Annotated in this window: 23 protein-coding genes; 21 read left to right on the plus strand and 2 right to left on the minus strand. The window is 46.1% G+C overall.

Annotated elements, in window-relative coordinates:
- The first annotated feature begins 1 nt into the window (after position 1).
- The 6 genes from ACKTT9_RS00350 to murA all read left to right on the plus strand — a co-directional run bounded on the left by ACKTT9_RS00350 (position 2) and on the right by murA (position 8,108).
- On the plus strand, positions 2–1,513 hold the full coding sequence (locus ACKTT9_RS00350) for an NADH-quinone oxidoreductase subunit N (protein ID WP_407870098.1): 1,512 nt from the start codon (positions 2–4) through the stop codon (positions 1,511–1,513).
- A 237-nt stretch (positions 1,514–1,750) separates the two neighbouring features.
- Entirely contained in the window at positions 1,751–2,980 is a 1,230-nt protein-coding gene (locus tag ACKTT9_RS00355; protein WP_407870099.1) for a hypothetical protein, read from the plus strand.
- An 87-nt stretch (positions 2,981–3,067) separates the two neighbouring features.
- The gene (locus ACKTT9_RS00360; protein ID WP_407870100.1) at positions 3,068–3,493 is read left to right on the plus strand and encodes a hypothetical protein; all 426 of its coding nucleotides are present in this window, start codon (positions 3,068–3,070) and stop codon (positions 3,491–3,493) included.
- Between the two features lie 289 nt (positions 3,494–3,782).
- The gene (locus tag ACKTT9_RS00365; RefSeq protein ID WP_407870101.1) at positions 3,783–6,311 is read left to right on the plus strand and encodes a S8 family peptidase; all 2,529 of its coding nucleotides are present in this window, start codon (positions 3,783–3,785) and stop codon (positions 6,309–6,311) included.
- 19 nt (positions 6,312–6,330) lie between these two features.
- On the plus strand, positions 6,331–6,591 hold the full coding sequence (locus tag ACKTT9_RS00370) for a DUF1146 family protein (protein WP_246069053.1): 261 nt from the start codon (positions 6,331–6,333) through the stop codon (positions 6,589–6,591).
- A gap of 197 nt (positions 6,592–6,788) precedes the next feature.
- The gene (murA, locus tag ACKTT9_RS00375; RefSeq protein WP_127453399.1) at positions 6,789–8,108 is read left to right on the plus strand and encodes a UDP-N-acetylglucosamine 1-carboxyvinyltransferase; all 1,320 of its coding nucleotides are present in this window, start codon (positions 6,789–6,791) and stop codon (positions 8,106–8,108) included.
- A gap of 206 nt (positions 8,109–8,314) precedes the next feature.
- Here the strand turns inward: murA and ACKTT9_RS00380 are convergent, their stop codons facing one another.
- Positions 8,315–9,238: an IS3 family transposase gene (locus ACKTT9_RS00380; protein WP_407872934.1), complete on the minus strand. Its 924-nt coding sequence runs from the start codon at positions 9,236–9,238 to the stop codon at positions 8,315–8,317.
- Positions 9,217–9,576 carry a transposase gene (locus ACKTT9_RS00385; protein WP_407868515.1) on the minus strand — a complete coding sequence of 120 codons (360 nt, stop codon included), beginning with the start codon at positions 9,574–9,576 and terminating at the stop codon, positions 9,217–9,219. The genes ACKTT9_RS00380 and ACKTT9_RS00385 overlap by 22 nt, the downstream gene beginning before the upstream one ends.
- A 539-nt stretch (positions 9,577–10,115) precedes the next feature.
- On the opposite strand from ACKTT9_RS00385, the gene ACKTT9_RS00390 reads away from it, so the two are divergent.
- The 15 genes from ACKTT9_RS00390 (at position 10,116) to ACKTT9_RS00460 (ending at position 24,150) form a co-directional block, all read left to right on the plus strand.
- Positions 10,116–10,907, plus strand: coding sequence for an RCC1 domain-containing protein (locus tag ACKTT9_RS00390; protein WP_407870102.1), 792 nt, complete (start codon positions 10,116–10,118; stop codon positions 10,905–10,907).
- Positions 10,879–11,280: an RCC1 domain-containing protein gene (locus tag ACKTT9_RS00395; protein WP_407870103.1), complete on the plus strand. Its 402-nt coding sequence runs from the start codon at positions 10,879–10,881 to the stop codon at positions 11,278–11,280. The genes ACKTT9_RS00390 and ACKTT9_RS00395 overlap by 29 nt, the downstream gene beginning before the upstream one ends.
- A gap of 100 nt (positions 11,281–11,380) precedes the next feature.
- Complete coding sequence (gene spoIID, locus ACKTT9_RS00400; RefSeq protein ID WP_407870104.1) at positions 11,381–12,433, plus strand: stage II sporulation protein D; 1,053 nt, start codon at positions 11,381–11,383, stop codon at positions 12,431–12,433.
- A gap of 82 nt (positions 12,434–12,515) precedes the next feature.
- Positions 12,516–13,247 carry a M23 family metallopeptidase gene (locus tag ACKTT9_RS00405; protein ID WP_157318555.1) on the plus strand — a complete coding sequence of 244 codons (732 nt, stop codon included), beginning with the start codon at positions 12,516–12,518 and terminating at the stop codon, positions 13,245–13,247.
- A gap of 301 nt (positions 13,248–13,548) precedes the next feature.
- Positions 13,549–13,839 carry a sporulation transcriptional regulator SpoIIID gene (gene spoIIID, locus ACKTT9_RS00410; RefSeq protein ID WP_029195640.1) on the plus strand — a complete coding sequence of 97 codons (291 nt, stop codon included), beginning with the start codon at positions 13,549–13,551 and terminating at the stop codon, positions 13,837–13,839.
- A gap of 164 nt (positions 13,840–14,003) precedes the next feature.
- Positions 14,004–15,005: a rod shape-determining protein gene (locus ACKTT9_RS00415; RefSeq protein ID WP_079417018.1), complete on the plus strand. Its 1,002-nt coding sequence runs from the start codon at positions 14,004–14,006 to the stop codon at positions 15,003–15,005.
- Between the two features lie 25 nt (positions 15,006–15,030).
- Positions 15,031–15,924, plus strand: coding sequence for a flagellar hook-basal body protein (locus tag ACKTT9_RS00420; RefSeq protein ID WP_407870105.1), 894 nt, complete (start codon positions 15,031–15,033; stop codon positions 15,922–15,924).
- A 23-nt stretch (positions 15,925–15,947) separates the two neighbouring features.
- The gene (locus ACKTT9_RS00425) at positions 15,948–16,814 is read left to right on the plus strand and encodes a flagellar hook-basal body protein (protein WP_407870106.1); all 867 of its coding nucleotides are present in this window, start codon (positions 15,948–15,950) and stop codon (positions 16,812–16,814) included.
- Between the two features lie 26 nt (positions 16,815–16,840).
- Positions 16,841–17,071 (plus strand): DNA-directed RNA polymerase subunit beta, encoded by a 231-nt coding sequence (locus ACKTT9_RS00430; RefSeq protein ID WP_127453387.1) that lies wholly within the window; start codon positions 16,841–16,843, stop codon positions 17,069–17,071.
- Positions 17,072–17,171: 100 nt separating this feature from the next.
- Positions 17,172–17,690, plus strand: coding sequence for a CDP-alcohol phosphatidyltransferase family protein (locus ACKTT9_RS00435; RefSeq protein WP_174806771.1), 519 nt, complete (start codon positions 17,172–17,174; stop codon positions 17,688–17,690).
- 160 nt (positions 17,691–17,850) lie between these two features.
- Positions 17,851–18,279, plus strand: a complete 429-nt coding sequence (gene fabZ / locus ACKTT9_RS00440; RefSeq protein WP_127453383.1) for a 3-hydroxyacyl-ACP dehydratase FabZ — start codon at positions 17,851–17,853, stop codon at positions 18,277–18,279.
- 34 nt (positions 18,280–18,313) lie between these two features.
- Complete coding sequence (locus ACKTT9_RS00445; protein WP_407870107.1) at positions 18,314–20,008, plus strand: phospho-sugar mutase; 1,695 nt, start codon at positions 18,314–18,316, stop codon at positions 20,006–20,008.
- Between the two features lie 171 nt (positions 20,009–20,179).
- Positions 20,180–22,228 (plus strand): DUF5693 family protein, encoded by a 2,049-nt coding sequence (locus ACKTT9_RS00450; RefSeq protein ID WP_407870108.1) that lies wholly within the window; start codon positions 20,180–20,182, stop codon positions 22,226–22,228.
- Positions 22,204–23,313 (plus strand): polysaccharide pyruvyl transferase CsaB, encoded by a 1,110-nt coding sequence (gene csaB / locus ACKTT9_RS00455; protein WP_407870109.1) that lies wholly within the window; start codon positions 22,204–22,206, stop codon positions 23,311–23,313. Before ACKTT9_RS00450 ends, csaB begins: the two co-directional genes overlap by 25 nt.
- Positions 23,314–23,364: 51 nt before the next feature.
- Positions 23,365–24,150: a WecB/TagA/CpsF family glycosyltransferase gene (locus tag ACKTT9_RS00460; protein WP_407870110.1), complete on the plus strand. Its 786-nt coding sequence runs from the start codon at positions 23,365–23,367 to the stop codon at positions 24,148–24,150.
- Positions 24,151–24,168 lie beyond the last annotated feature (18 nt).

Below are 24,168 nucleotides of genomic sequence, written 5' to 3' on the forward strand. Positions count from 1 at the left end.
GGTGGAACAGCTTCGACTCCAAGTCGCCGATTTAGCGCATCTGCTCCCTGAACTTTCGCTGGTTGCCACCGCGATCATCCTATCTCTCTTGGATTTGATCCTGCCAAGCAGGTTAAGTCGTTCCGTTATTGGATGGTTGACTTTGGTCGGCCTTGTGATTTCCGGCGTGTTTGTCTTGCTTCAGTTGAATCCGGATGAGGCGATTCAACTGCTCAATCAAAGCTATAGAGTGGATGATTTCTCTAATCTGCTGAAATTGTTCACCCTGCTAGGAACAGGTCTCGTCGTTCTGATGAGTCTAAGTTATGTGAAGGAAGATACAATCCCGCATGTAGGTGAGTACTACTACTTCTATCTGCCTGCAGCGCTCGGCGCAATGATTATGTCATCCTCGGGTGATTTAATTACGCTGTACGTAGGGCTGGAACTGCTTAGTATTACCTCGTACTTGCTTGTGGCGATGAAAAAGAAAGATAGCAAGTCCAATGAAGGAGCCTTTAAATACTTAGTGATGGGCGGTGTATCCTCTGCCATCATCTTGTATGGCATGTCCTTCCTTTATGGGATGGTCGGATCGAGCAATCTTGCACAGATTGGCGCTGCGCTCCCATCGCTCATTGGTTCCTACGAGCCACTGCTCTACGTTTCATTTTTTATGCTGCTTGCCGGATTCGGTTTCAAAATAGCCGCCGCCCCTTTCCACAGCTGGGCGCCGGATGTCTACGAAGGCGCTCCGACGCCTGTGACGGCTTTCTTGGCTGTCGTGTCCAAAGGTGCTGGTTTCGCCATCCTTTTCCGAGTATTCTACGTCTTGTTTGGGTTTAGTTCTTTCGAGGAATCGAAATTCCAATCCGATGTGTTCCTGGCTATTTCCGTTATGGCTGCGATCGCCATGGTGGTCGGTAATTTCATCGCCCTGAAGCAAACCAACATGAAAAGGCTCTTGGCTTACTCGGGAATTGCCAATGCAGGATACTTGCTTGTTCCAATTGCGACGTACTTCTCTGGTGTCCACTACGCGAATTTCTCTGAATTCATTTTCTATCTGATCGCGTACTTGTTCATGAACATCGGTGCTTTCGCGGTACTGATGATTATTGAGCAAGCAGAGGGGCATACCGAGGCCAAGGGTTTCGGAGGCCTGTATTACCGTGCTCCTTTTACGGCTGCTGCCATGGTGCTGATTGTGTTGTCCTTAACAGGAATCCCGATATCCGGAGGATTCTTCGGTAAGTTGTACATCATATTCGGTACGATGCAAACCCATCAATACTGGCTCGGTTCCCTAATGATCGCGACGAGCGTCGTATCTTTCTACTACTACTTTGGTGTCGTTCGCCAAATGTTTATGCGCAGCGATTATGAGTCGGCTGAGGTCAAGGTACCTATTGCTTTGGGCATAACAGTCTGGTTATGTGCTATTATCAGCGTTGCGCTAGGTTTGGTGCCGCATCTTGTGCTCAAATGGATTGAATCTATCTTCATGCTTACGAAGGATTTTATCTTGATGTAAATATGATATAGTTTGAAAAGCCTTTCCCTACATAAGTGGGGAAAGGCTTTTTTTATTTAATTATGTAAGTGATTTTTGGGATTTTAAAATTTAATTAAAAGTTAGCGGTGGTGACATTGAATATATTAGTTGTAATAATTAACCAAAAATTTATCAAATTGTAACATTGTTTAAATATTAGGCTATAATTAAATGGTATAATATGTAAGAAATTATAAAATATATGGAGGTTGTTTAATGAAAAAGTATTATACTGCTTTATTTTCGTTTGCATTATTTGCGAGTCTAGTTCTACCAGCAAATGCAGAATCGTCACAAGGGTTATTAACGGAGTTGCAACTAAATCCGGAAATAACAATTGAAGTGCTTGACAAGAATGAAGCCCATGTAAATAGCGCGGATGTATTAATCTTTTCACTAACGGAGGATAATAACAAAGTGGTCTTTAATGGTAAAACCGATAAAGACGGGAAATATATACTTAAATCAACATTATCGGATGAAGAAAAAGCAAAGCAAAAAAGTCCGATTGCAGTAGCAGCTTATGAAGTTTATGCTCTTTCTCCAGAAGGCGAAATGTCACACCAAGTTTTTTCTGTTCCGCATCTTAAAAATAGTAGTCAATTAACAAGGGATGATCGAATAGCATTAGAAAGAGATAGAGTTAAAACAATATCAACTAAATTTAAAGGACAAAAACCACAGCTTAAAAAAAATGGAGTTGAAGTATCAACACTAGCTGTTGGTGATTGCGTTCCTTTTGGCGGAGGGAATGGATATACAGTTTGTACAACTTATCAAAATGATGCTCAACAACCAACCAAAATAATATCTGTAAATTTGGGTAGTAATGAATCTGCATCAGTAAGTATGGCATCCTCTGCTTCTGTGAAGATAGATTCTGGATTCAAGCAGGGGTCAGGTTCATGGACTGTTAGTGGTAATACAACATTATCAACTGACACAGGCACTGCAATTGATTACACTGTAAACGGACAGTGTATTTATAACAATGGAACTTACTGTGATGCTGGTGTGGATTTGTATGCTAACTACATGTACAGATCTATAAAAAGAGATATAAAATATTTCGGATCTTATCAATGGTCGGATTACTCATCTACAGCGTTGTATTTAATTGGGCCTTCATCTACATATAATTGGTATACTTCATCTTTGAATGGAATTTCACCTTCCTCAGTTACTGGAGGCTCCTACGGGGCGTACTTTTCAATTTATAATGACGGTAGTGTAAGTGCGACGGCAACAAAATCATACTCAGCAGAAAGGACTCTTGGAGGTGCATTTTCAGTACCAACGCCGGGGGGGACTTTTACAGGTGGGGTGACAACTAGTTATAAAAATTCACATTCAATTAAGTGGTCTGTACCTAATGTGATTCCTGGTTTAAAATATTACCATTATGATAATAACTTTACAGGTACAAACTGGTATGTAACACATTAAGCATTAGAATTTAAAACCCTAGTCAGGATTATCTGCACGAGGGTTTTTTAATATTTCACTTAAAAGTGCATAAAGGAGTTGAATTTAGTGGCTATTAAAAAAACGATAATTATTCTGTCATTCATTATATGTATTGCAATATCAGGATGTACAAAAAAAACGGTAGAAACTCCGATTAAATATCATCATTTTCAATCAAAAATTTTTAGTTCAGTCAATCAGAAGGGGAAGAATGCAGAAGGAATAAAAATGATGTATACCGTCTCTTTAACTGAATTCCATCCCACAGGAGAAGAATTTGAGAGGTTCAACGCCAATAATTCCAACCCAGGTACGAATGGATTCATTGTTATTGATAACAAAACAAAGATCTTTAAAGTTGAAGCCGATACTAAAACAGAAATTGACCCTCAAACACTAAAAAAAGGCGATATTATTGACTTTTGGGTTTATATTTATAATTATGATAGTGGTGTCATGTTGGTTGCTGATGAGATTAGTTTAATAAACTAAAAGTTTGCCATTACCCATATTTTAACTTTATTTTTGACAAAATCCACAAGTAACAATCCTTACACCTCATGGTATAATTTATGGGTGAGGATTGTTTTTTTGTTTCTTTAATCATGACTTCTTCTTAAATATTGGACTATAAGAGCCACTCTGTGGTGTTCATCTCAAATTTTTTCAAAAGTTCTGAACTTTTTGCGAAGAAAAACCGTTATATGTATCGAGAAGACGGGTAATGTGGTATAGATAGAGAAGGCATAAGACCATTACGAGATAAAGGAACTGTGATTTCATGAAATTCATTCGACACTTAGGGTTCATCGTCCTGATGATACTTGTTGTGGAACTTACAGTGATGGTTACAAAAACAGAAGCAGCTTATCCCGTTTCGACGGATCCCATGAGGGTGAAACAGACCTATCTGGATATGATCCACATCAATGAAGCGTGGGCTGCGGCTGGAGATTCGCGTGCATCCATTGTAGTTGCTGTGGTTGACACCGGCGTTGATCTTACACATCCTGACTTGGTAGGTAATTTGGTAGAAGGCGTGAATTTGCTTCAGCCCTCAAAAAAGCCAATTGATGATAATGGACATGGAACGAACGTAGCTGGCATCATTGCGGCTTCGATTAATAACGATAAAGGCATTGCAGGCATAGCTCCAATCGCTAAAATCATGCCGATTAAAGCATTAGAGTCAGATGGAACTGGCGGCGAAGCGAAGCTTGGCGAAGGCATCAAATATGCTGTGGACCATGGAGCGAAGATCGTCGTGCTCTCCCTGGGACTGAATAAGTACTCCGATTACATGGCAGGCGTAGTAAAGTATGCAGAAGATCACAATGTCCTGCTTGTGGCAGCTGTTGGCAATGAAAGCATGAGTGTGAAATACCCTGCGGCGTATCCAACGGTTCTAGCTGTAGGAGGCGTGACGGCTGATAAGCAGGCAGACCCTCGTTCAAATTTCGGACCTGAGCTGGATTTGGTTGCACCCTGGGATGTGTATACCACAGCTCTAGGCGGCGGCTATCAGTATCAAGACGGCAGCTCGATGTCCGCACCACAGGTTGCTGGGGCAGCGGCACTAGTGTGGAGCAAATTTCCAACGATGAGCGCGTATGAAGTGAGATCCCAACTGGAGCAGACGGCGGATGATCTGGGGGAAACCGGGTGGGATGCCAAAACAGGATATGGACTGTTGCGTGTGGATATGGCGCTGACTAAGCCTTATAAAGAGGATCGATTCGAGCCAAATGATCGACAGAGTCAAGCAGCTAAGCTGCCTATACATACCTCTGTGAAAGCAGCGCTATCCTCCGCGCTGGATGAGGATTGGTACGCGATTGATGCGGCCTATGACGGATATATTGAGCTATGGTTGCAGAACAACGATAGTGCGGGTATTCGTGTACGTTTTGATTCCGGGGAAACCTTTATTTCCAATAGTTCTTCAGATGGGACTCAGCCTTTTAAAGTGAAAGTGACAAAAGGGCGCACATATGTGCAGCTTCAAACCGTAGATCGCGAACGGAAAACAGGGATTAGTTACAGTTTGCAAACGGATTTTATCATCTACACGGATCCTTTTGAAGATAATGATAAGCAGTACAAAGCATTTGCGCTTCCTGAACGCAGCCAAACGATTCGTGGAACCTTTCACCAGAAAGGGGATGTCGATTGGTTTGTCTTACCTCTGGAGCATTCGGGCTCAATAAGATTGAAGCTCTCCGTCGATACGGGTCGTATAGATCCGATGATTCTCTTCCAGAAGGAAGGAGAAAAGTCGATCACAATAGATCAAGGTGGAGATGGCGGAATTGAAATCAGTTCACTCATAGATGTATTTCGGGGGCAATACTATATTCGAGTCAGTAATACGAAGGATTATACGGAGCCGATCACAGGTGAATATACGCTGGAAATTGAATATACACCGAAGTTAATTGATCCAAATGAACCTAATGATAAGTCGTATCAGGCGACTTTTGCAGCGATGAATTCGGTGTACGAAGGTTTATTTAATAACAATGATGATGTGGATTGGTTCGAATTCCGAATGGGCCAAAACGGTCTGGCGCAAATACGGTTGACCAACATCCCTACTTCGAGGACGATGTACGCAACGCTTTATGACAGTACATTGAAGGAACAAGGTTTTTATAGAAATGAGTACGGTTCTGATCAACTTTTTGTTGAGAAAACGTTGAATGCAGGCACCTATTATATTAAGCTGCAAGCCAATCAATGGTTCATGAGTCAAATGTACAGGTTGAAAATTAGCAGTTACACGCTGGTAAGCGGATTTGCCGATATTGAAGGGCATTGGGCTCAAGATGCGATAAGCAAGCTTACGGAGCAAGGCGTGATCAGCGGTTATGGGAATTATCGTTTTGCTCCGAATCAGTCGATTACCCGAGCAGAAGCAGCGACGGTTTTGACTCGAGCTTTGAAGCTGACGAAGCGTAAAGAGCTGAAGTTCTCCGATATGCCCTCTTCACACTGGGCCTATGATTATGTCGCCAAAGCGCTGCAAGCAGATATTGTTGCCGGTTACCCTGACGGAAGCTTTGGACCTGATCGTACGCTTACGCGAATGGAAATGACACAAATGCTTGCCCGCAGCATGAATATGACAGGGAAGAAGCGGGGGAACTCACCTTTTAACGATGTAGATGAGTCTTATTGGGGTTTGGGTATTTTGAAACAAATGTGGGCTGACGGCTGGATCACCGGCTATTCTGATGGCTCTTTCCATCCTGATGAGCAAGCCACACGCGCTGAATTCGTCTCTATGCTGGTGAAAGTAATGAATCGGTAGAACCGAGAAGGGGTGACCTATGGGAGAAGCGGATAAATGGAATGAAGCCGCGAAGTATGCTTCGGTAATGAACATGGTCGATATCGTGGTTTATATCTTGTGTATCGGCCTCGCGTGGTGGGCGCTGCAAGCATTTCGCTTTGATGTGCTGCTTAAGAATCCTAAGGGCGCGCAAGCCATTATGCTACAAATTCTACTTTCTATTGGGCTCGGTCACTTAGTCGCCAGTTTTTTCATCCAATATTTAGGGTTCTCCATGGGCTTCGGAAAGATGTTTTAATTCTCTTTTTCGAATAATGATTTAAATTGTTGTCAACAATGGATAGTAGAACGGATCGAAAATGGAGATCCTATTCGAACTCTATGTAGGTGTTTCAGAATACCAAAAGAACACAGTTGTAACTATGTGGCTTGTGATGATAAACTTAGGAAATGTGCAAAACCTTGTAATTAAAATAAGTGCGCGGAGGGACCATGATGAGCAAAATTATCGTCCGCGGTGGCCGAAAGTTAGCTGGCAATGTGAAAATCAACGGAGCGAAAAATGCGGTACTGCCGATTATTGCAGCTTCCATTCTGGGGTCGGAAGGTGAAAGCGTCATCCACGATGCGCCTCCCCTTGACGATGTACTAGTCATTAATAAAGTATTGCAAAGCTTAGGTATTGAAGTCGCCTATGACCGACAGGTTATTCGTGTTCGTGCGGAACGTATTGACACATGCGAAGCATCCTATGATCTAGTCCGTAAAATGAGAGCCTCTTTCCTTGTTATGGGGCCATTGTTAGCAAGACGGGGGCAAGCAAGAATTTCACTCCCAGGCGGTTGTGCGATTGGCACGCGGCCAATTGATCAGCATCTCAAAGGCTTTGAAGCGATGGGTGCCGATATTGAATTGGGCCAAGGGTATATTGAAGCCAGAGTGAAGGGGCGCCTGAAGGGTGCTAAAATTTATTTGGATGTTGCCAGCGTTGGCGCAACCGAAAACATTATGATGGCGGCTACGCTTGCGGAAGGCACAACCATCATTGAGAATGCAGCCAAAGAGCCGGAAATTGTCGATTTGGCGAACTACCTGAATGCGATGGGTGCAATTATCCGCGGCGCAGGAACGGGCGTTATTCGCATAGAAGGCGTAGAAAAACTTTGTGGGGCCGTACATACGGTTATACCGGATCGCGTAGAAGCGGGCACATATATGATTGCTGCTGCTATTACCGGCAGTGAACTGTACATGGAAAATGCTATCGGGGATCACCTGCGTCCTGTCATTTCTAAAATGCAGGAGATGGGCGTTGTCATCGAAGAAGACGAAAACGGTATTCGCGTTCGTGCCACGGGACCGCTGCGTGCGGTTGACGTGAAGACACTGCCGTATCCGGGCTTCCCTACCGATATGCAGTCGCAAATGATGGCGCTGCTGATGGTAGCGGATGGCACAAGTCTTGTGACCGAGACGGTGTTCGAGAATCGGTTCATGCACGTGGAAGAATTCGCGAACATGAATGCTCATATTAAAGTCGATGGCCGCACGGCTATCGTCAGCGGGAATGCGAAGCTGCGCGGTGCAAAAGTATGTGCGACCGACTTGCGTGCCGGCGCAGCGCTGATTTTGGCAGCGTTGGCAGCGGAAGGTGAGACCGAGATTACAGGCGTTCACCATATTGATCGCGGATATGTCGATATTACCGACGTATTGCGCGGGCTTGGCGCCGATATTTATCGGTCGGTGCCGCAACAAGTGGAGCAAGAAGCGGCGGAGCTGGGTTTTTTCAATATCCAGCCAACGTTAGCGTAGGATAGTAAGAACCGTCGGAGGGAGCTCCGGCGGTTTTTTTATGGCCATAGGCATCTGTAATGGGAACTGGAGTCCGCTATTTTTCTGAAAAAGCGGCATTTTATGTGGAAGCGGTCAGACCCCCTAATTCCGGAGAATTGTTAGCGAAAGTAACGTTGCTCTTAGAAATCCTTTGTTTCTTTCTTCTTTCCGTTCGTTTTCTTCTTTTAGACGGCTCGAATGTAGTCGGCTAACTGATCCGGGTGGGCACTTGCCCACTGCATGAATGCAGCTGGGGATCGTTTACCAAGGTTTTGGTGCATGCGTCGATTGTTATAGAAATTAACGTACGTTTCAACGGCGTCGTATGCTTCCTGGAATGTACCAAAAACCTCTTTCGTGAGTAAATCTCGCTCCAGTGTTGCGTGAAAAGATTCAATGTAGGCATTCATATTTGGCGTCTTTGGCGGTATACGCTCGTGCGTAATCTTCTCGTCCTCGCAGAGCTCGCCGAATGCTTTGCTAACGAATTGCGGACCGTTGTCCGTGCGTATGATGGGCATTTCCTCAACATCTGTTAAACGTAAACGTAGGGCAGTTCTTACTGCTTGACAGACCTGCTTTGCGTCGCAGCTAGAGCCTAGATGGTAACCTACGATACTGCGGTCAAACACATCAATGATGCCCGCCATGTAAAAGAACTGGTCATAACCTGCCACATAGCCGTACTTAATGTCGAGCTGCCAGAGTTGGTTTGAACGTTTGATCGTGTGGTTACGAGCCAGTTTCCGTGGATAATGAATCTTCTTTCGCCGCTGCGGATGAAGGATGCCAAGCTTCTTGCATAGGCGGTACGTTTTCTTCTTGTTGATGACCAGATTGTGTTGGATACGCAAGCATTCATTCAGCATCAAGTAGCCATAGCTATGCTCTTCACCGGAAACGAGTTCCATCAGCCATTCTTCGATCTGCTCATCACTGACGGCTTCACCTGAGCGCGTAAAAGAGTAATTTGTCACGGGTCTACCACGAAGTACTGCGATTGTTTTCTTCGTCGTGGTTCGTTGCTCGGACTTTCTCCTGTCGTAGTACGTCGAAGAAGCGACTCCAGTAAGTTCTAGTATTGTAACTACCGCGTTTCCCTGCCCAATAAACGTTTGTGCAACGTGGAGTCGATCACTGAGGCAGGGCTCGTCTTTTTTACGAGCTCACGCAGAACTTCATTCTCAAGTTCCTTTTCCCCCAATGCCTTTAAAGCTCGATTGTATTTTTCTTCAAGCTCAGCCAATCGTTTGGAGTCGTTAATGCGTTCGTCGATCGTAGGTAGGGCGTCTGCACCAAATTCATCTTGAAACTCTTTTACCCAGTTTCGAATGGTCTTCGGTGAGACCTCATACTTCCTTGCAAGAACACCAACTTTAATCCCGGCTAAAGCTTCATGCGCCACTTTGTTACGAACATCTTTGAATGCATTGTTTCGTTGTCTCATTCCGTTCAGCCCCCTTTATTTAATAGTACCTCATTTCCCTAGGTACTCTCCAATACAATTAGGGGGCTAAACAGGAAGAGGAACTACGATCCGCTATTTTGTCGATTTCATTAGAAAAACGCGCCATTGTGGACAATTAAGACCCTGTAGTTCCGCTCACTGCAGCAATAGCTCAATTTTCACGAATATAGAGGACTCTAGTTCCTCTAATTGAACCTTTGCTGGATTCAAAGTAGATAAATAAGATTTCCTAGGGGGATTTGTGCCAGATGATATTCGGCCAAATTCCCCTTTTTGCCTACAAATAGCTGGGTTATTTGTCCTCTATGCCTTAATGCGAGCCTCCAATACTTTATACAAATATTGTAAAAGTTTACTATTGCTTTAATCTCGTAAGATAGTATTATTAATTATGTATCTAATTCCATATTTTTACACTAATAGAAAGAAGGGTAAGTTTAGCTAGGCTATTTGGAATCTATGATTCCGACTGAGGGCCAATCAGGTAACCAATTTATCAAGTGAAGGAGAGAATATTAATGTTGATGAGAAGAAAAGGATTTATTTCAATGCTTACTTTCATGTTACTCGCCATGATGATCGTGCCTGCATCGGCGCAGGGAAATCCAACGATTCCACCTCAATTGAAGACGGTCCTTGCAACAGGATGGGGTCATTCGTTATTTTTGAAAACAGATGCTACTTTATGGGCTTGGGGCGATGGGAATTTAGGACAATTAGGTAACGGTTTAGGTACGAGCAGCTCATCTGCCGTTCAAAGTTCACTTCTTCAAGACATTGTCGATGTTGCGGCAGGAGATGAAAACCACAGTTTGGCATTACGCAACGACGGAATCGTATTCGCGTGGGGAACTAATTCTGTTGGCCAACTGGGAGATGGCACGACTGTCATAAACCGCAACAGCCCGGTTCAAGTGCATAATTTAACAGATGTAACTGATGTAGAAGCTGGTTTCTACCATAGTTTAGCGTTAAAGTCCGATGGAACGGTATGGGCATGGGGGAGTAATGTTTTCGGTGAGTTGGGGGATGGAACAACGACAAATCGGCCAACTCCCGTACAGGTTTCTGGATTGACCAATATCGTAGCCATCTCATCGAAAAACTATCATAGCCTTGCCATAAAGTCGGATGGAACCGTGTGGGCTTGGGGTTATAATACGGATGGTCAACTGGGAGACGGAACAACGACGACTCGGCTAACTCCGGTACAGGTGTCCGGTCTCAGTAATGTATCCTACGTGTCAGCCGGTTCCACCCACAGTCTTGCTATAAAGTCGGATGGAACAGTATGGGCATGGGGCCAATAATTCAACTGGCCAATTCGGAGATGGTACGACTACGAGTCAAACGATTCCGGTTCAAATTTCAGGTTTGAGCCATGTAAAAGTAGTAGAAGCGGATTGGTACCATAGCGTGGCGATTAAAAATGACGGGACGCTATGGGCTTGGGGTTATAACTCAACTGGTCAACTGGGAGATGGTACGGTTGGTTCGACCTATCTAAGCCCAGTTCAGGTAGCGGGTCTAAGCGGGGTGACGGCTGTGTCTACGAGTGCAACTTTCACGGTGGCACAAAAGTCAGACGGAACGGTATGGGCATGGGGCCATAACTATTTTTACCAACTTGGAGACGGCACAAGAACTGACCATTATACGCCGGCTCAAGTTACAGGTCTGTAAATCTCAAATTGCAACATGTTCTAATCTATCAGCGCCTCTCATAAGCTAAGTCATACCAAAATACCTGCTAGTAAACGCGCTTATGGAGGCTGCTGAGACGATGTTGAAGAAAAAACGTGTTCCTGGCCGCGGGGCCATCCTATGGATGGCTGTTTGTTTGTCTTCTATGCTCTGCGTCATCCTTCTTGTTCCTGGATTGCTAGTCAAGAAGATTCCGGGGGGCGAAGAACCGCCCCCTGTACAGCTAGCGATTGATGGCTCTCATCAGGAGACGGTGACCGCTCAAGGGTTGATGATCCCTGTCTATTTGACCAAAAAAGATGAAATCGAAACGGTGCCCCTGGAGCAGTATGTGAAGGGTGTGCTCGCTGCAGAAATGCCAGTAGAGTTCGAGCTGGAAGCGCTCAAAGCGCAAGCAATGGCAGCTAGAACATACGTCATACGCAGGGTGCTAGAGAAGGATTATAGTAATGTGCCAGTAAATGATGCGCTTGTAACAGACACGACGGCACATCAAGCCTATCTGACCGATCAAGAGTTAAGAGAGAAGTGGACCAAAGGGACTTATGAAACGAATATGGCCAAAATCGATAGAGCTGTGAATGAAACGAAAGATTTGATTTTGACTTACGAGCACAAGCCTATCAATGCTACTTTTTTCTCAACGAGCAATGGGTATACGGAAAACTCAGAAGATTACTGGCCGTTTATGAGTCCCTATTTACGCAGCGTGCCCAGCCCATGGGATGTGAAGCTGTCTTCTCGCTACCAAGAAACCGTAGATATTACGTACAAGAGTATGCTGCAGAAACTGGGCGTCACGAGTATAGCCACCACCGGCACCGGAACAAAGAGTATGAAAGTGCTAGAATGGTCCATGGGACATCGAATCAAGAAGATGACGATCGGAGGGAAAACTTTCTCTGGTCGAGAAGTAAGAGAGAAGCTAGGATTAGCATCCTCCCAATTCGCATGGAAATGGTCCGGTTCCAAAATTACGTTTACGACTTACGGATACGGTCATGGTGTTGGCTTAAGCCAATATGGCGCTAATGGAATGGCCAAGGAAGGCAAGACTGCAGCGCAGATTGTAACCTACTATTACACAGGCATCTCTATTGAAAAAGCGACCCCTTTTATCCAGAAATCTTAGTTTATAACGTTTCTATAAAAATATCTTTCTTCAAGTATAAAACCTTTAAATGTGTCAAGAATGGTTGATGAGGTGATTAACCATGAGTGATCAAAACAAAGGTTTTCAAAAAGAAGAAGCTCCTAAAACTGTTCAAGGGGCACAAGGAAGTCCATCCGCATGGAAGAGGTTGCTTGCTAAGAAATGGGTATTCCCAGCAACGTATGTAGCAGCAGCGGCAATTATCTTAACCTTAATGTGGGTGTACCAGGACACAGGTACGAAAACAGTCAGCCAAGACGATCTGGGCATTAAGGTAAGCAGCGACGATCAAGCACCTGACAATTCCAAAGATGGAGCGGTTGCCGTCAACGCACCAGCAGAAGCTATGCAATGGCCTGTGAAAGACAGAGCGGCTCTAGATGTATCCATTCCGTTCTATGACACCAATGCAACCAATGAAGTTAAACAGGCGGCAATGATTCAGTATAACGATCAATTGACGCCGCATACTGCAATCGATTTGAAAGCCAAAGATGGCGCAGCATTTGATGTATTGGCCGCTATGAGCGGTAAGGTTACGGCAGTTGAGCAAAATCCGGTTGTCGGCAATCTTGTCGAAATTACACACAGCAATGGCTTGATCAGCGTGTACCAAAGCTTAGCTGAGGTCAAAGTAACCAAAGGCGCTGAAGTGAAAAAAGGCGACGTCATCGCCAAAGCGGGACGTAATGATTTCGAGAAGGAAGACGGCGTGCACCTGCACTTTGAAGTGCGTCAAGTTAGCGATAATGCCGCTCTGAATCCGGAAACGATTCTAAACGCTAAACAGTAATCGGTTATAATGAAAAGGCAAGCAGGTGGCTTCGTCACCAACCAGCCTACATAGAATGAGGGCAGCGGGTATATCCTGCTGCTTTTTTGCTTTGAAACCTAGGGGGATTCACTCCACGGCTTGCCCTCCATCAGGCGCACAACAGACTTGTCCTTGCCAAAAAAGACCGCATAAGCCCTTATTTCCTGATTTTTTTGAAAATAAATATGGGAAATGGGCTTGTCAGGCTTGGTTACGTAGAATATCTAGTCATGCCCCTCATATACTTTACCAAACTATCTCGAGTAGGGAGGCGAGGGGAGTGCACGATTACATCAAAGAGCGAACCATTAAGATTGGTACCTGTATCGTCGAGACCAAGAATACGGTTCGCACCATTGCGAAGGAATTCGGTGTTTCCAAGAGCACGGTGCATAAGGATTTGACGGAAAGACTGCCGGAAATCAACCCGGACCTGGCCAACCAGGTGAAGCACATTTTGGAGTATCATAAGTCCATTAGACATCTAAGGGGAGGAGAAGCGACGAAAATCAAGTATCGAAAGACACGAAACCCGAAGCACTCCGAGAACTTAGTCACGGTCAAATCCTAAAAATACCTTCATCCCGACGGTTTCCTGGAACTGGACATGTCGAAATTTCACGGAAAAAGAGGAATTAATGCATTTACAGCGAATTTAGCTTATAATTAGAACTATCTATAAGAGCGCCGATTCTTCACGGGATGGACGGTAGATTTAGGGAGGATTAACTTGAAATGTTAAGCAAGGATATTGGAATAGATCTCGGCACGGCAAATGTGCTCATTCATGTGAAAGGACGCGGCGTTGTGCTCGATGAGCCATCTGTAGTAGCGATTGAAAGCGATACGAAACGCGTGCTTGCTGTTGGAGAAGAAGCTTTCCGCATGGTGGGTAGAACTCCAGGCAATATTATCGCGATTCGTCCATTGAAAGATGGGGTTATTGCGGACTTCGATATTACGGAAATGATGTTAAAGCATTTTATTGCAAAAGTAGGGGGCAAGAACTGGTATTCGCATCCGCGCATCTTGATCTGCGCCCCTACCAACATCACCTCGGTTGAGCAGAAGGCGATCCGCGAAGCGGCTGAGCGCAGCGGTGCCCGAGAGGTATTCATGGAAGAAGAACCGAAAGCAGCGGCAATTGGCGCCGGTATGGACATTTTCCAACCTAGCGGCAACATGGTTGTAGATATTGGCGGAGGGACGACGGATGTGGCCGTGTTATCCATGGGCGACATCGTCACCTCCTCCTCCATCAAAATCGCTGGCGACAAGTTCGATATTGCCATCACGAAGTATATCAAAAATAAGTACAAGCTGCTGATTGGTGAGCGGACGAGCGAAGATATTAAGTTGAAAATCGGAACGGTATATCCACACGGCAGAGATCAAGAGATGGATATTCGCGGTAGAGATATGGTATCCGGATTGCCACTTACGATTACGATTCACTCCAGTGAGGTCCAGGAAGCCCTATGGGATCCGGTTTCATCGATCGTAACGGCTGCGAAAAGCGTTTTGGAGCGTACGCCACCTGAACTTTCCGCAGACATTATTGACCGTGGCGTTATCCTGACAGGCGGCGGAGCTTTGCTGCACGGCCTGGATCAGTTGTTAGCAGACGAGCTGAAGGTTCCGGTATTAATTGCGGAAGATCCAATGTCTTGCGTAGTTAAAGGAACTGGGATCATGCTCGATAATCTAGATAAAGTTTCCAAGCGTAAATTTAACTAGACAAGTTTATCCAAGAGGTGAAGAGATGCTAAGAGGACTGTATACCGCGGCGGCAGGAATGATCTCCGAGCAGCGCAGACACGATACCATTACGAACAATATTGCTAATATTAATTCCCCGGGTTTTAAACAAGGCAATGCCTTGTCGCGTTCGTTCCCGGAGATGCTTATTTCTACAATTCGCGGTGGACAAGGCGCCTCTACGGCACCGCTTGGGAAAATGAGTCTTGGTGTGTTTTCAGAGGAGAATATCTCCGTCCACGCACAAGGCGATCTGCAGGAAACGCAAAATCCATTTGATTTTGCCCTCGTGTCGAACATCCAAGTGCCTGGCATGGCTTTTGACGCTTCGGGGAAATACGTGAATGCGGACGGGGAGCGCACGTTCCAGCCACAGGCACTATTCACCGTGATGAATGCGAATGGAGAACTTCGGTATTCCTTGAATGGTAAGTTCACTGTCGATCCGACAGGACAGCTTGTGAACGCCAATGGCAATCAGGTGTTGGGCCGCGATGGACAACCTTTACTGCTTGTTGATGGAGCGGGTCAGCCCATTCGGTCCTTTAAGGTAACTGACAAAGGGGAGTTCCTTGACGGGAACGGCCAACCACTGTTGAATCAAGCTGGACAACCTGTAGGATTAATGCTTTCGCGTGCAGAGGATCCCAATCTGCTGTTGCGCGAAGGAAACGGTTTGCTGCGGATCAATCCAGGCGACGAAGCAACGGTCACACAGGTTGCCGTTGGGGATCAAGTCGAAGTTCGTCAAGGTTTTATCGAGCGCTCCAACGTGGATTCTGCGCAGTCGATGGTCGATATGATGTCGGCACTCCGCGCCTATGAAGCCAATCAGAAAGTCATTCAATCTTATGATAAAAGTATGGACAAGGCAGCGAACGAAGTCGGACGCGTCTAATCTAGCTTGCGAAGGAGCCACACATGAACAATTCCATGATTAACTCATCGGTATCCATGCACAGCTTACAGCAGAAGCTGGATATCTTGTCCAATAACATAGCGAACCTCAATACGACCGGTTTTAAGAAAAAGGATGCCTCCTTTGAGGATGTTCTGACCAATGTGAAGTCGCAGCCGGAGGGATTCCGTCAGCAGGGCAGATTCTCTCCTCTTGGTTTTAACCAAGGATGGGGATCCAAGTTGGTGCAAATTCAAACGAACCTGGCCCAAGGACCTATTCAGTCTACAGGTGGTATTACGGATTTTGCGATTCAGGGAGACGGGTTGTTTGAAGTGTCCGTCAGCAAGGTGGATGAGAACGGAAACCAAGTGTTTCAACCTGCATGGACGCGTAATGGGTCTTTCAATTTGACACCTGATGCTAATGGCGATACGGTTCTTACCACTAAAGAGGGCCATTTTGTTACAGGAACAGACGGTAACCCCATTCGTATACCTGCTGGCTTCAGACCTGTTGTTCAACCAAACGGAATTATCAATGGATACAGTGAGCAGGACCCGACTGCTGAGCCGCTTAATCTGGGTCAGATCAAGCTGGTTCGCGTTGTGCGCCCACAGCTGCTCCAAGATGTTGGAGATAACCTGTACGCACTTCCTACGGGAATTACGGAGGCCGAGAAGGCGAACATTTTGCAAAATGTGGATCCGGGGCTGGATACAACCAATAATCGGGTTACGTTAATGCAGGGGTTTTTGGAGCAATCCAATGTGACGCTTTCCGACGAAATGACGGATCTTGTGATGGTGCAAAGAGCGCTTCAACTCAATTCCCGGGCGATTACATCTGCCGATCAGATGATGAATATCGCGAATAATTTGCGCGCCTGATCGTAGAAAGGGAGGGATAGGGCTCGATGTCTGACAAGCCTAACAAGCCTACTCCAAAGAAGAAAAAGGCACCTAGGCCGAAATGGCTAAACATCATATGGCTTATTTTCAAAATCATACGTATTCCCGTTCTTTGCGTGCTAGCCGTTTATATCGGGCTATGGGTCGGATACTCCAAGCTGGGCCATCAGCCATCAGCGGAAATCTTCCATATGAGCACTTGGCGGCATTTATACGATTTGGTATTTGCGAATTAATTCAAACTCCCTTATTGGGAGTTTTATTTTTGTGTTGGCAAATGTATAATGAATGAAGGCTAATCGTCAGAGACCAGATAAAAGGCGCAGGAGGGGTACTTTGAATATTCCGAACATGCTCACCATCAGCAGGTTTGTTCTTATCCCTGTGTACCTCATCATTTTTTTCAGCGGCCATATCCAGATAGCCTTTCTGATCTTGCTGGCAGCAGGGCTTACAGATATCTTAGACGGTTATATTGCCAGAACTCGAGGTTTGGTGACGCCTGTTGGTGTTATGCTGGACCCCCTTGCGGATAAGTGCATGATGATTGCGGTCATTCTCTCTCTACTCCTTACAGGGATGATACCATGGCAGGCGGCGGCAGCAATTTTTATTCGTGATCTGGGCATGATCATGGGCTCTGCTTTCGTCCACTTCAGGGGAAAATTAACCGTTCCCGCCAATGTGATGGGGAAATTAACGACAGTACTTTACTATCTCGCCATTCTCTTCATTGTATTTCATTTAGATTTCGCCATTACCTATTTGTGGTTCGTGATCGGGATCTCCTTCTTAACTTCCTTCATTTATATTTTTCAATTCTTGCTTTTAAACCGGAGGGCCAAAGCGAAATAGACCATAACGTAAAAAGAGCCTATGTGAGGGCTGTGCACACACCTCTTTACATAAGCTCCCCCTATATGAACCTTCACTTCTGCAGTTAATGAAGGGACACCAGTATTGTAAGTGATTACCTTGTATTTTATACAAGAAATTGAAAGGAGCATTTCCCGTTATGCTAGATATTAACCAGATTCAAGAAATTATTCCACATCGCCCCCCTTTTCTGCTTGTTGACCGCATTTTGGAAGTAGAGCAAGGCGTGAAAGCGGTAGGGATTAAGAATGTTACCATCAATGAACCTTTCTTTGCAGGTCATTTCCCAGGGTATCCGGTTATGCCGGGTGTGCTGATTATTGAAGCTTTGGCACAAGTAGGCGCTGTAGCTGTCCTTTCCATGCCTGAGTATAAAGGTAAAATTGGTTTATTCGCTGGTGCAGATGGTATTCGCTGGCGTCAACAAGTGGTGCCAGGTGATACACTGACATTAGAAATGACGATTACACGAGTTAAAGGAACTATTGTTAAAGGCCAAGCTGTGGCGAAAGTAGGCGAGAAAGTGGTAGTCGAAGGTGAACTTATGTTCGCCCTTGCTAATAAATAACCCCATAGATAAAAAGGAGATGAACCTGACTACTATGACGCGCGTACAAACAGAGTATCAATTATGGCTGAACGATCCAGCAGTGGATGCAGAAACGAAAAAGGAACTGCTTGCAATTCGGGAAGACGAGAAAGAAATTGAGGATCGCTTTTACAAAGATCTTGAATTCGGTACAGGTGGGCTTCGTGGCGTCATTGGCGCCGGAACGAACCGCATCAATGTCTACACCGTTGGTCGTGCAAGCCAAGGTCTTGCACAATATGTGAATAGCACAGGCGTACAAAGCCCTTCTATTGTACTGGCTTACGATTCACGTCATATGTCGCCGGAGTTCGCTCTAGAGGCTGCCCTGGTTTTTGCAGGAAACGGCGTTAAGGCCTATCTATTCAAAACATTACATGCTACACCACAGCTGTCTTTTGCCGTGAGATACTTAGGTGCGACAGCAGGCGTTGTCGTGACAGCAAGCCATAATCCACCTGAATATAATGGATATAAAGTATATGGCGCAGACGGTGGACAACTCGTTCCTCAGTTTGCGGAGCAAGTGATCGCCGAAGTTCAGAGCATTGACTCTTTTGATAAAGTGAAGAAGCTTAGTCAAGAGGAAGCAGAAGCACAAGGACTTCTTACGTGGCTTGGCGAGGATGTCGATCAAGCATACATAAAGGCAGTAACTGCGATTAGCCAGAATCCGGATGTGATCAAGGAAATTAGCGATGATTTCCGTGTCATCTTCACACCGCTGCATGGTGCGGGGAATGTGCCAGTCAGAGCTGTATTACAAACCCTTGGTTTTGGACAAGTTCGTGTTGTTGCTGAGCAAAAGCTGCCGGATGCACAGTTCTCAACGGTGAAGTCTCCGAATCCGGAAGAACGTGAAGCTTTTACACTCGCTATCGCCCAAGCTAAAGAATGGGATGCGGATATCATCATCGGGACCGACCCGGATGCAGACCGTATGGGCGCAGTAGTAAAGGATCAGAACGGGGAGTATTTTGTTCTTACAGGCAACCAGTCGGGAGCCATTATTGTTAATTACTTATTATCGAGCTTGAAAGAGCGTGGAACACTTCCTGCCAACGGCGTAGTTGTCAAAACGATCGTAACGAGCGAGATGGGCGCAGTCATAGCGGATCATTATGGAATTCCAACGTTAAATACGTTAACCGGTTTTAAATATATCGGGGAAAAAATGACCCAGTTCGAGCAAACGGGCGAGCATACTTTCCTTTTTGGTTACGAAGAGAGCTATGGTTATTTGGCTGGCGACTACGCGCGTGATAAAGATGCTGTTATCGCAGCTATGCTTATCGCAGAAGCGGCAGCTTATTATAAGAAACAAGGCAAGACATTATATGAAGTCCTGCAAGAGCTGTACGAATCCTTTGGTTACTTTTTGGAAAAACTGGAATCAAGGACGCTCAAAGGGAAAGACGGCGTAGAACAAATTGGACGTATGGTAGAAGCGTGGAGAACGAACCCTCCAACAGAGATTGCCGGTACGCCAGTTACCGCTATGGAAGATTACGCCAAAGGTGTAAATGGACTTCCGCTTGAGAACGTGCTGAAATTCAAACTGGAGGACGGTTCCTGGTTCTGTTTGCGTCCGTCGGGTACTGAACCCAAAATTAAATTCTATTTTGCGGTAAAAGGATCTTCAGGCGCAGAAGCGGCAGAACAGTTAGATCGCATCATTCAAAATGTACTTAGCCGTGTAGACGGATAATGAAATAGGATCAATTGAACCTCTTCAGAACCTAAGTCAGGGGTAGGTCGTCTAATGAATAGATGGAATAAATCCGTATTCATTGGGCCTATTTCCTCGAGTTTAGGAGCTGAAGGGGTTTTCGAATGTATATGGGACTAGAAAGTAAATGCTCTAAGGAGTGGACAATTGGTGAATTGGTATAAAACTTGGAATAACCCGCTCAAAAATGTATTATGGTGGCTTGTCATTATCGGCATGTTAGGCTCGCTTCCGCTAGCTTACACGCGTCACCTGACGGAAACTTCGACGAAGAACGTCGAGTTCGTTTTTGACTATCGTGACTTATTGGATATTTCGGATTTGCAAACAAACCCGCAGAGCTTCATCGCGCAGCAGCTGAAAAATATGAAGGCCGCTGGCATTGGATCAATGGCCGTGTATGAAAGCACGCTAGGCGAGTTCAAAGAAAGCCGTCACATTGAGATGTATAACTCGAGGGATGCCGCCGCGCTTACGCAAACTTTTGGTGATCCTAATGAGAACTTCACTTATGTGTTGTTCAAGGACAGTGCGACCCAGCAAAAGCTGGAGCCATTAATTCAGAAAACATTTGCTGACCTAAACGTTGGCATTAAACCATGGAGCTTCAAAAACCGTAACGGGCTCATCATTCAAATGAGCATGGACGATGCTTCAATTAAGGGAATGGATCCTGACCCGATTACGCTGCAAATGCTGAAGGATCAAGGTTTCCACATTGTAGTACGCCTATCTAATCGCCGACCTTTCGTCACGAATGAGATGGATAAGTTCCTGAAGCAGCTGCATGATATGGGCGTGAAAAGAATCATTGTCGATGGCAATGAAGTTCCAGGTTATACGGAAGAAGATACAGAAGTTAGCCTTAATAAAATGGCGGATCTGTTGAACAAGAATGGCATCGGTTTAGCCGCAATCGAATTACTGAAAGAGCCTCAGAAGGGTTTCAATACGTTAGCGAAAGAGACGAACTATAATGTCGTCCGGCTGCATTCGTTCACGGAGAAAGATGGAGAGAAACTCATGGAGCCGCTGAAAAAGGCGGAGCTGGAAGACCGCATTCAAGGCGTTGCGGATCGCTTCGTGCTTGCGGTGAAAGATCGCAACATCCGGATGGTTTTCTTAAATGCCAAACCGCTTAAGAGTTTGGATAAAGGCAAATTAGTAGACCCTCTATCCGCCTTGTACGAGAGCTTGCAGGGCAAGGACGGGGCGATTCCGCGCATTGAGAAAGCCGGCTTTACGCTTGGTTCAGCGCAGACATTCGAAATGCATACAACAGGATGGCAAAAAATCGCCAGCGTCTTTATGTTGATTGGCGGTTTAAGCATCATCGTGCTCATGATTTCTTTCTTCATTCCAGAAGCTACACTTGTGCTTTTTGTGCTTGGACTGCTCGGTTTGGTTGGTTTGCATACCTTATCGGCTAATTTATATGCACAAGGGCTTGCCTTGGGAGCAGCGATTTCCGCTCCAAGCATTGCGATTATGCTGGCGATTCGAACGGTTCGATCGGGAGCTGCAGCGAAGTGGAAATCAGGTCTTGCGTTTGCAATATGGACGCTCATCAAGACATCGGCGATCTCACTTCTTGGTGTCGTCTACGAGGTTGCGCTTCTGAATCACATTACGTATTCGCTTGTTCTGCAGCAATTCCGTGGTGTAGGTGCGCTGCATCTACTGCCAATAGCAATCGCAGGCGTGTACTTGCTGTTCTTTAGTGAGAGCAATACCTATAGCGATAAAATCATGCATGTTCGTCGTATCCTTACATCTTTCATTAGCGTATTGTGGATCGTTGTTGCGGGAATTGCCCTGGCTGCTGTTTTCTATTACTTGTCTCGCACGGGTAATGAAGGACAAGCTTCAACGGTGGAAAAACTATTCCGTTCGTTCTTGGAGAACACACTTGGTGTACGCCCGCGTACGAAAGAGTTCTTAGTGGCTCATCCTTTATTCATTCTCGGTGCATACTTATCTATACGCTATAGACATGCTGTCTACTTGATTTTCATAGGTGTAATTGGGCAGCTTTCCATTGTTGATACCTTTGCTCACTTGCATACACCGCTTCATATTTCTCTCATCCGTATATCCTACGGTATCGGTTTTGGCGCGATTATTGGCCTCGTTCTTATCGCAGCTTGGGAAATCATCACAAGGAGTTGGAAACGATGGGTGCCAAGGTTGTCAAAATAGCGCTATCGGGCTACTACGGTTTCGATAATAGCGGGGATGAGGCTGTGCTTCAATCGATTTTGTTCGCTTTGGAGGAGCAAGGCCGAGAGCAGGGCATTCGTATTGAGCCGATTGTACTTTCCGCGAATCCGGAAAAGACGTCAGCGATGTACGGTGTCCAATCCTACCACCGTATGAGACCAGGCCCACTTCTCAGCGCCCTGCGGGAAGCAGATGGTTTGATCAGCGGGGGTGGGAGCTTATTGCAGGATGCTACAAGCTCCAAGACGATTCCGTATTACTTAGCCGTTTTGAAAATCGCACAGTGGCTTGGGAAGCCTACGTTTATATACTCTCAAGGCATCGGCCCGGTGAACCGCCGGATGTTCGATGGTTGGATCCGCGGCGTTTTCAAACGCTGCGCCTACATCTCCGTCCGCGATACGGAGTCCGCGGAGCTGCTTGGGACGATGCGTCTCCCGCGGGAGCGCATCGCCGTCGTGCCCGACCCGGTCATGGGCCTGCCGCTTCGCGGCGAGGCTGGTGCTAGCGGGTCGGCAGAGGACGCGCGGACGGTGGGCGTGTCCGTCCGCTTCTGGAACGAGGACCGCTCAGAGCTAGAAGCTCTCTCGCGGTCCCTGGCAAAGCTGCTCGCCGCCGATTCTAGCGTGCGGCTGCGGTTCTTGCCCTTCCACCTCCCTTCGGACGAGGTGGCCTCGCAGTTCGTGATCGACCGGTTGGGCGATCACGGGTCGCGGGTGGATATGGTGCCGGGCATCGTCCATCCGCAGGATATGCTCGCGCAGGTCGCGGCTTGCGACCTGCTGATCGGGATGAGGCTGCATTCCTTGATTTATGCAGCCTCGCAGTATGTGCCTATGGTGGGCATCTCGTACGATCCGAAGATCGACCAGTTTCTCCATAGGCTTGGCATGAAAGCTGCCGCATCGACGTCTCGTTTCGATGCGGATGCATTGGCCCAGGAGGCTGCGGCTCTCCTGGATGGCCGAGAAGCTTGGGCGGCGTCCAAGCGCGCCGCCATTGAGGAGCTTAAGGCGCAGGCCCAGTTCCCTGCGAAAAGCATCGTTTCCTTTTTTAATAAATAAAAAAATCAACCAAAACGTGAAAGCCAACGTCACATAAAGGAAGAGATATCTATGAGCTCAACATCGACAACGACAGCTGGAGTTGTTTCTGCCCAAGCTATACCGAAAGTAAGCATATACGGGGTTCCTGTCTCCAAGATGAGCATGAACCAAACAGTTGCCTACCTATCCAAGGCGATTGAACAAAGACAGCCTCATCAAATCATAACCGCCAATCCGATTATGGTGATGTCGGCCCTGGATGACCCCGCCTATATGAGCATGATGCAGCGCGCCGAACTTATCGTTCCTGATGGAACAGGAGTAGTCTGGGCAGCCAATTATGTTGGAGAGCCTGTTGCAGAGCGGGTCCCAGGTTACGATTTGTTAAATGAGCTGATGAAGGCCGGAGAGTCGAAGGGTTGGAAAGTCTATCTGCTCGGTGCTTCTAATGAAGTGATTCAAGCGGCAGCGGACAAAATACGCAAGAATTATCCTGGAATCAAGCTCGTTGGTGTGCGTGACGGTTACTTCAAAGACGAGCAGGATGCCGAAGTGATTCAATCCATTGTAGATGCCGCACCGGATCTTCTATTTGTAGGGAGAGCGGCAGCGAATCAGGAGCCTTGGATCGGCAAATACAAAGGGCAGATCGGCGTTCCGGTTATGATGGGAGTCGGGGGAAGTTTTGATGTTCTTTCGGGCAAGCTAAAAAGAGCACCGGTTGTATTCCAAAAACTACGTCTTGAATGGTTTTACCGCCTGTTACAGGAGCCGTGGCGCTATAAAAGAATGTTATTACTCCCTAAATTCGCGATGAAAGTGATGCGTGACAAAGAGAAAGTCACAAAACCATGAAAATTTTTATGAAAATTG

The sequence above is a fragment of the Paenibacillus sp. P36 genome, assembly GCF_045866505.1.
Classification (GTDB): Bacteria; Bacillota; Bacilli; order Paenibacillales; family NBRC-103111; genus Paenibacillus_E; species Paenibacillus_E chondroitinus.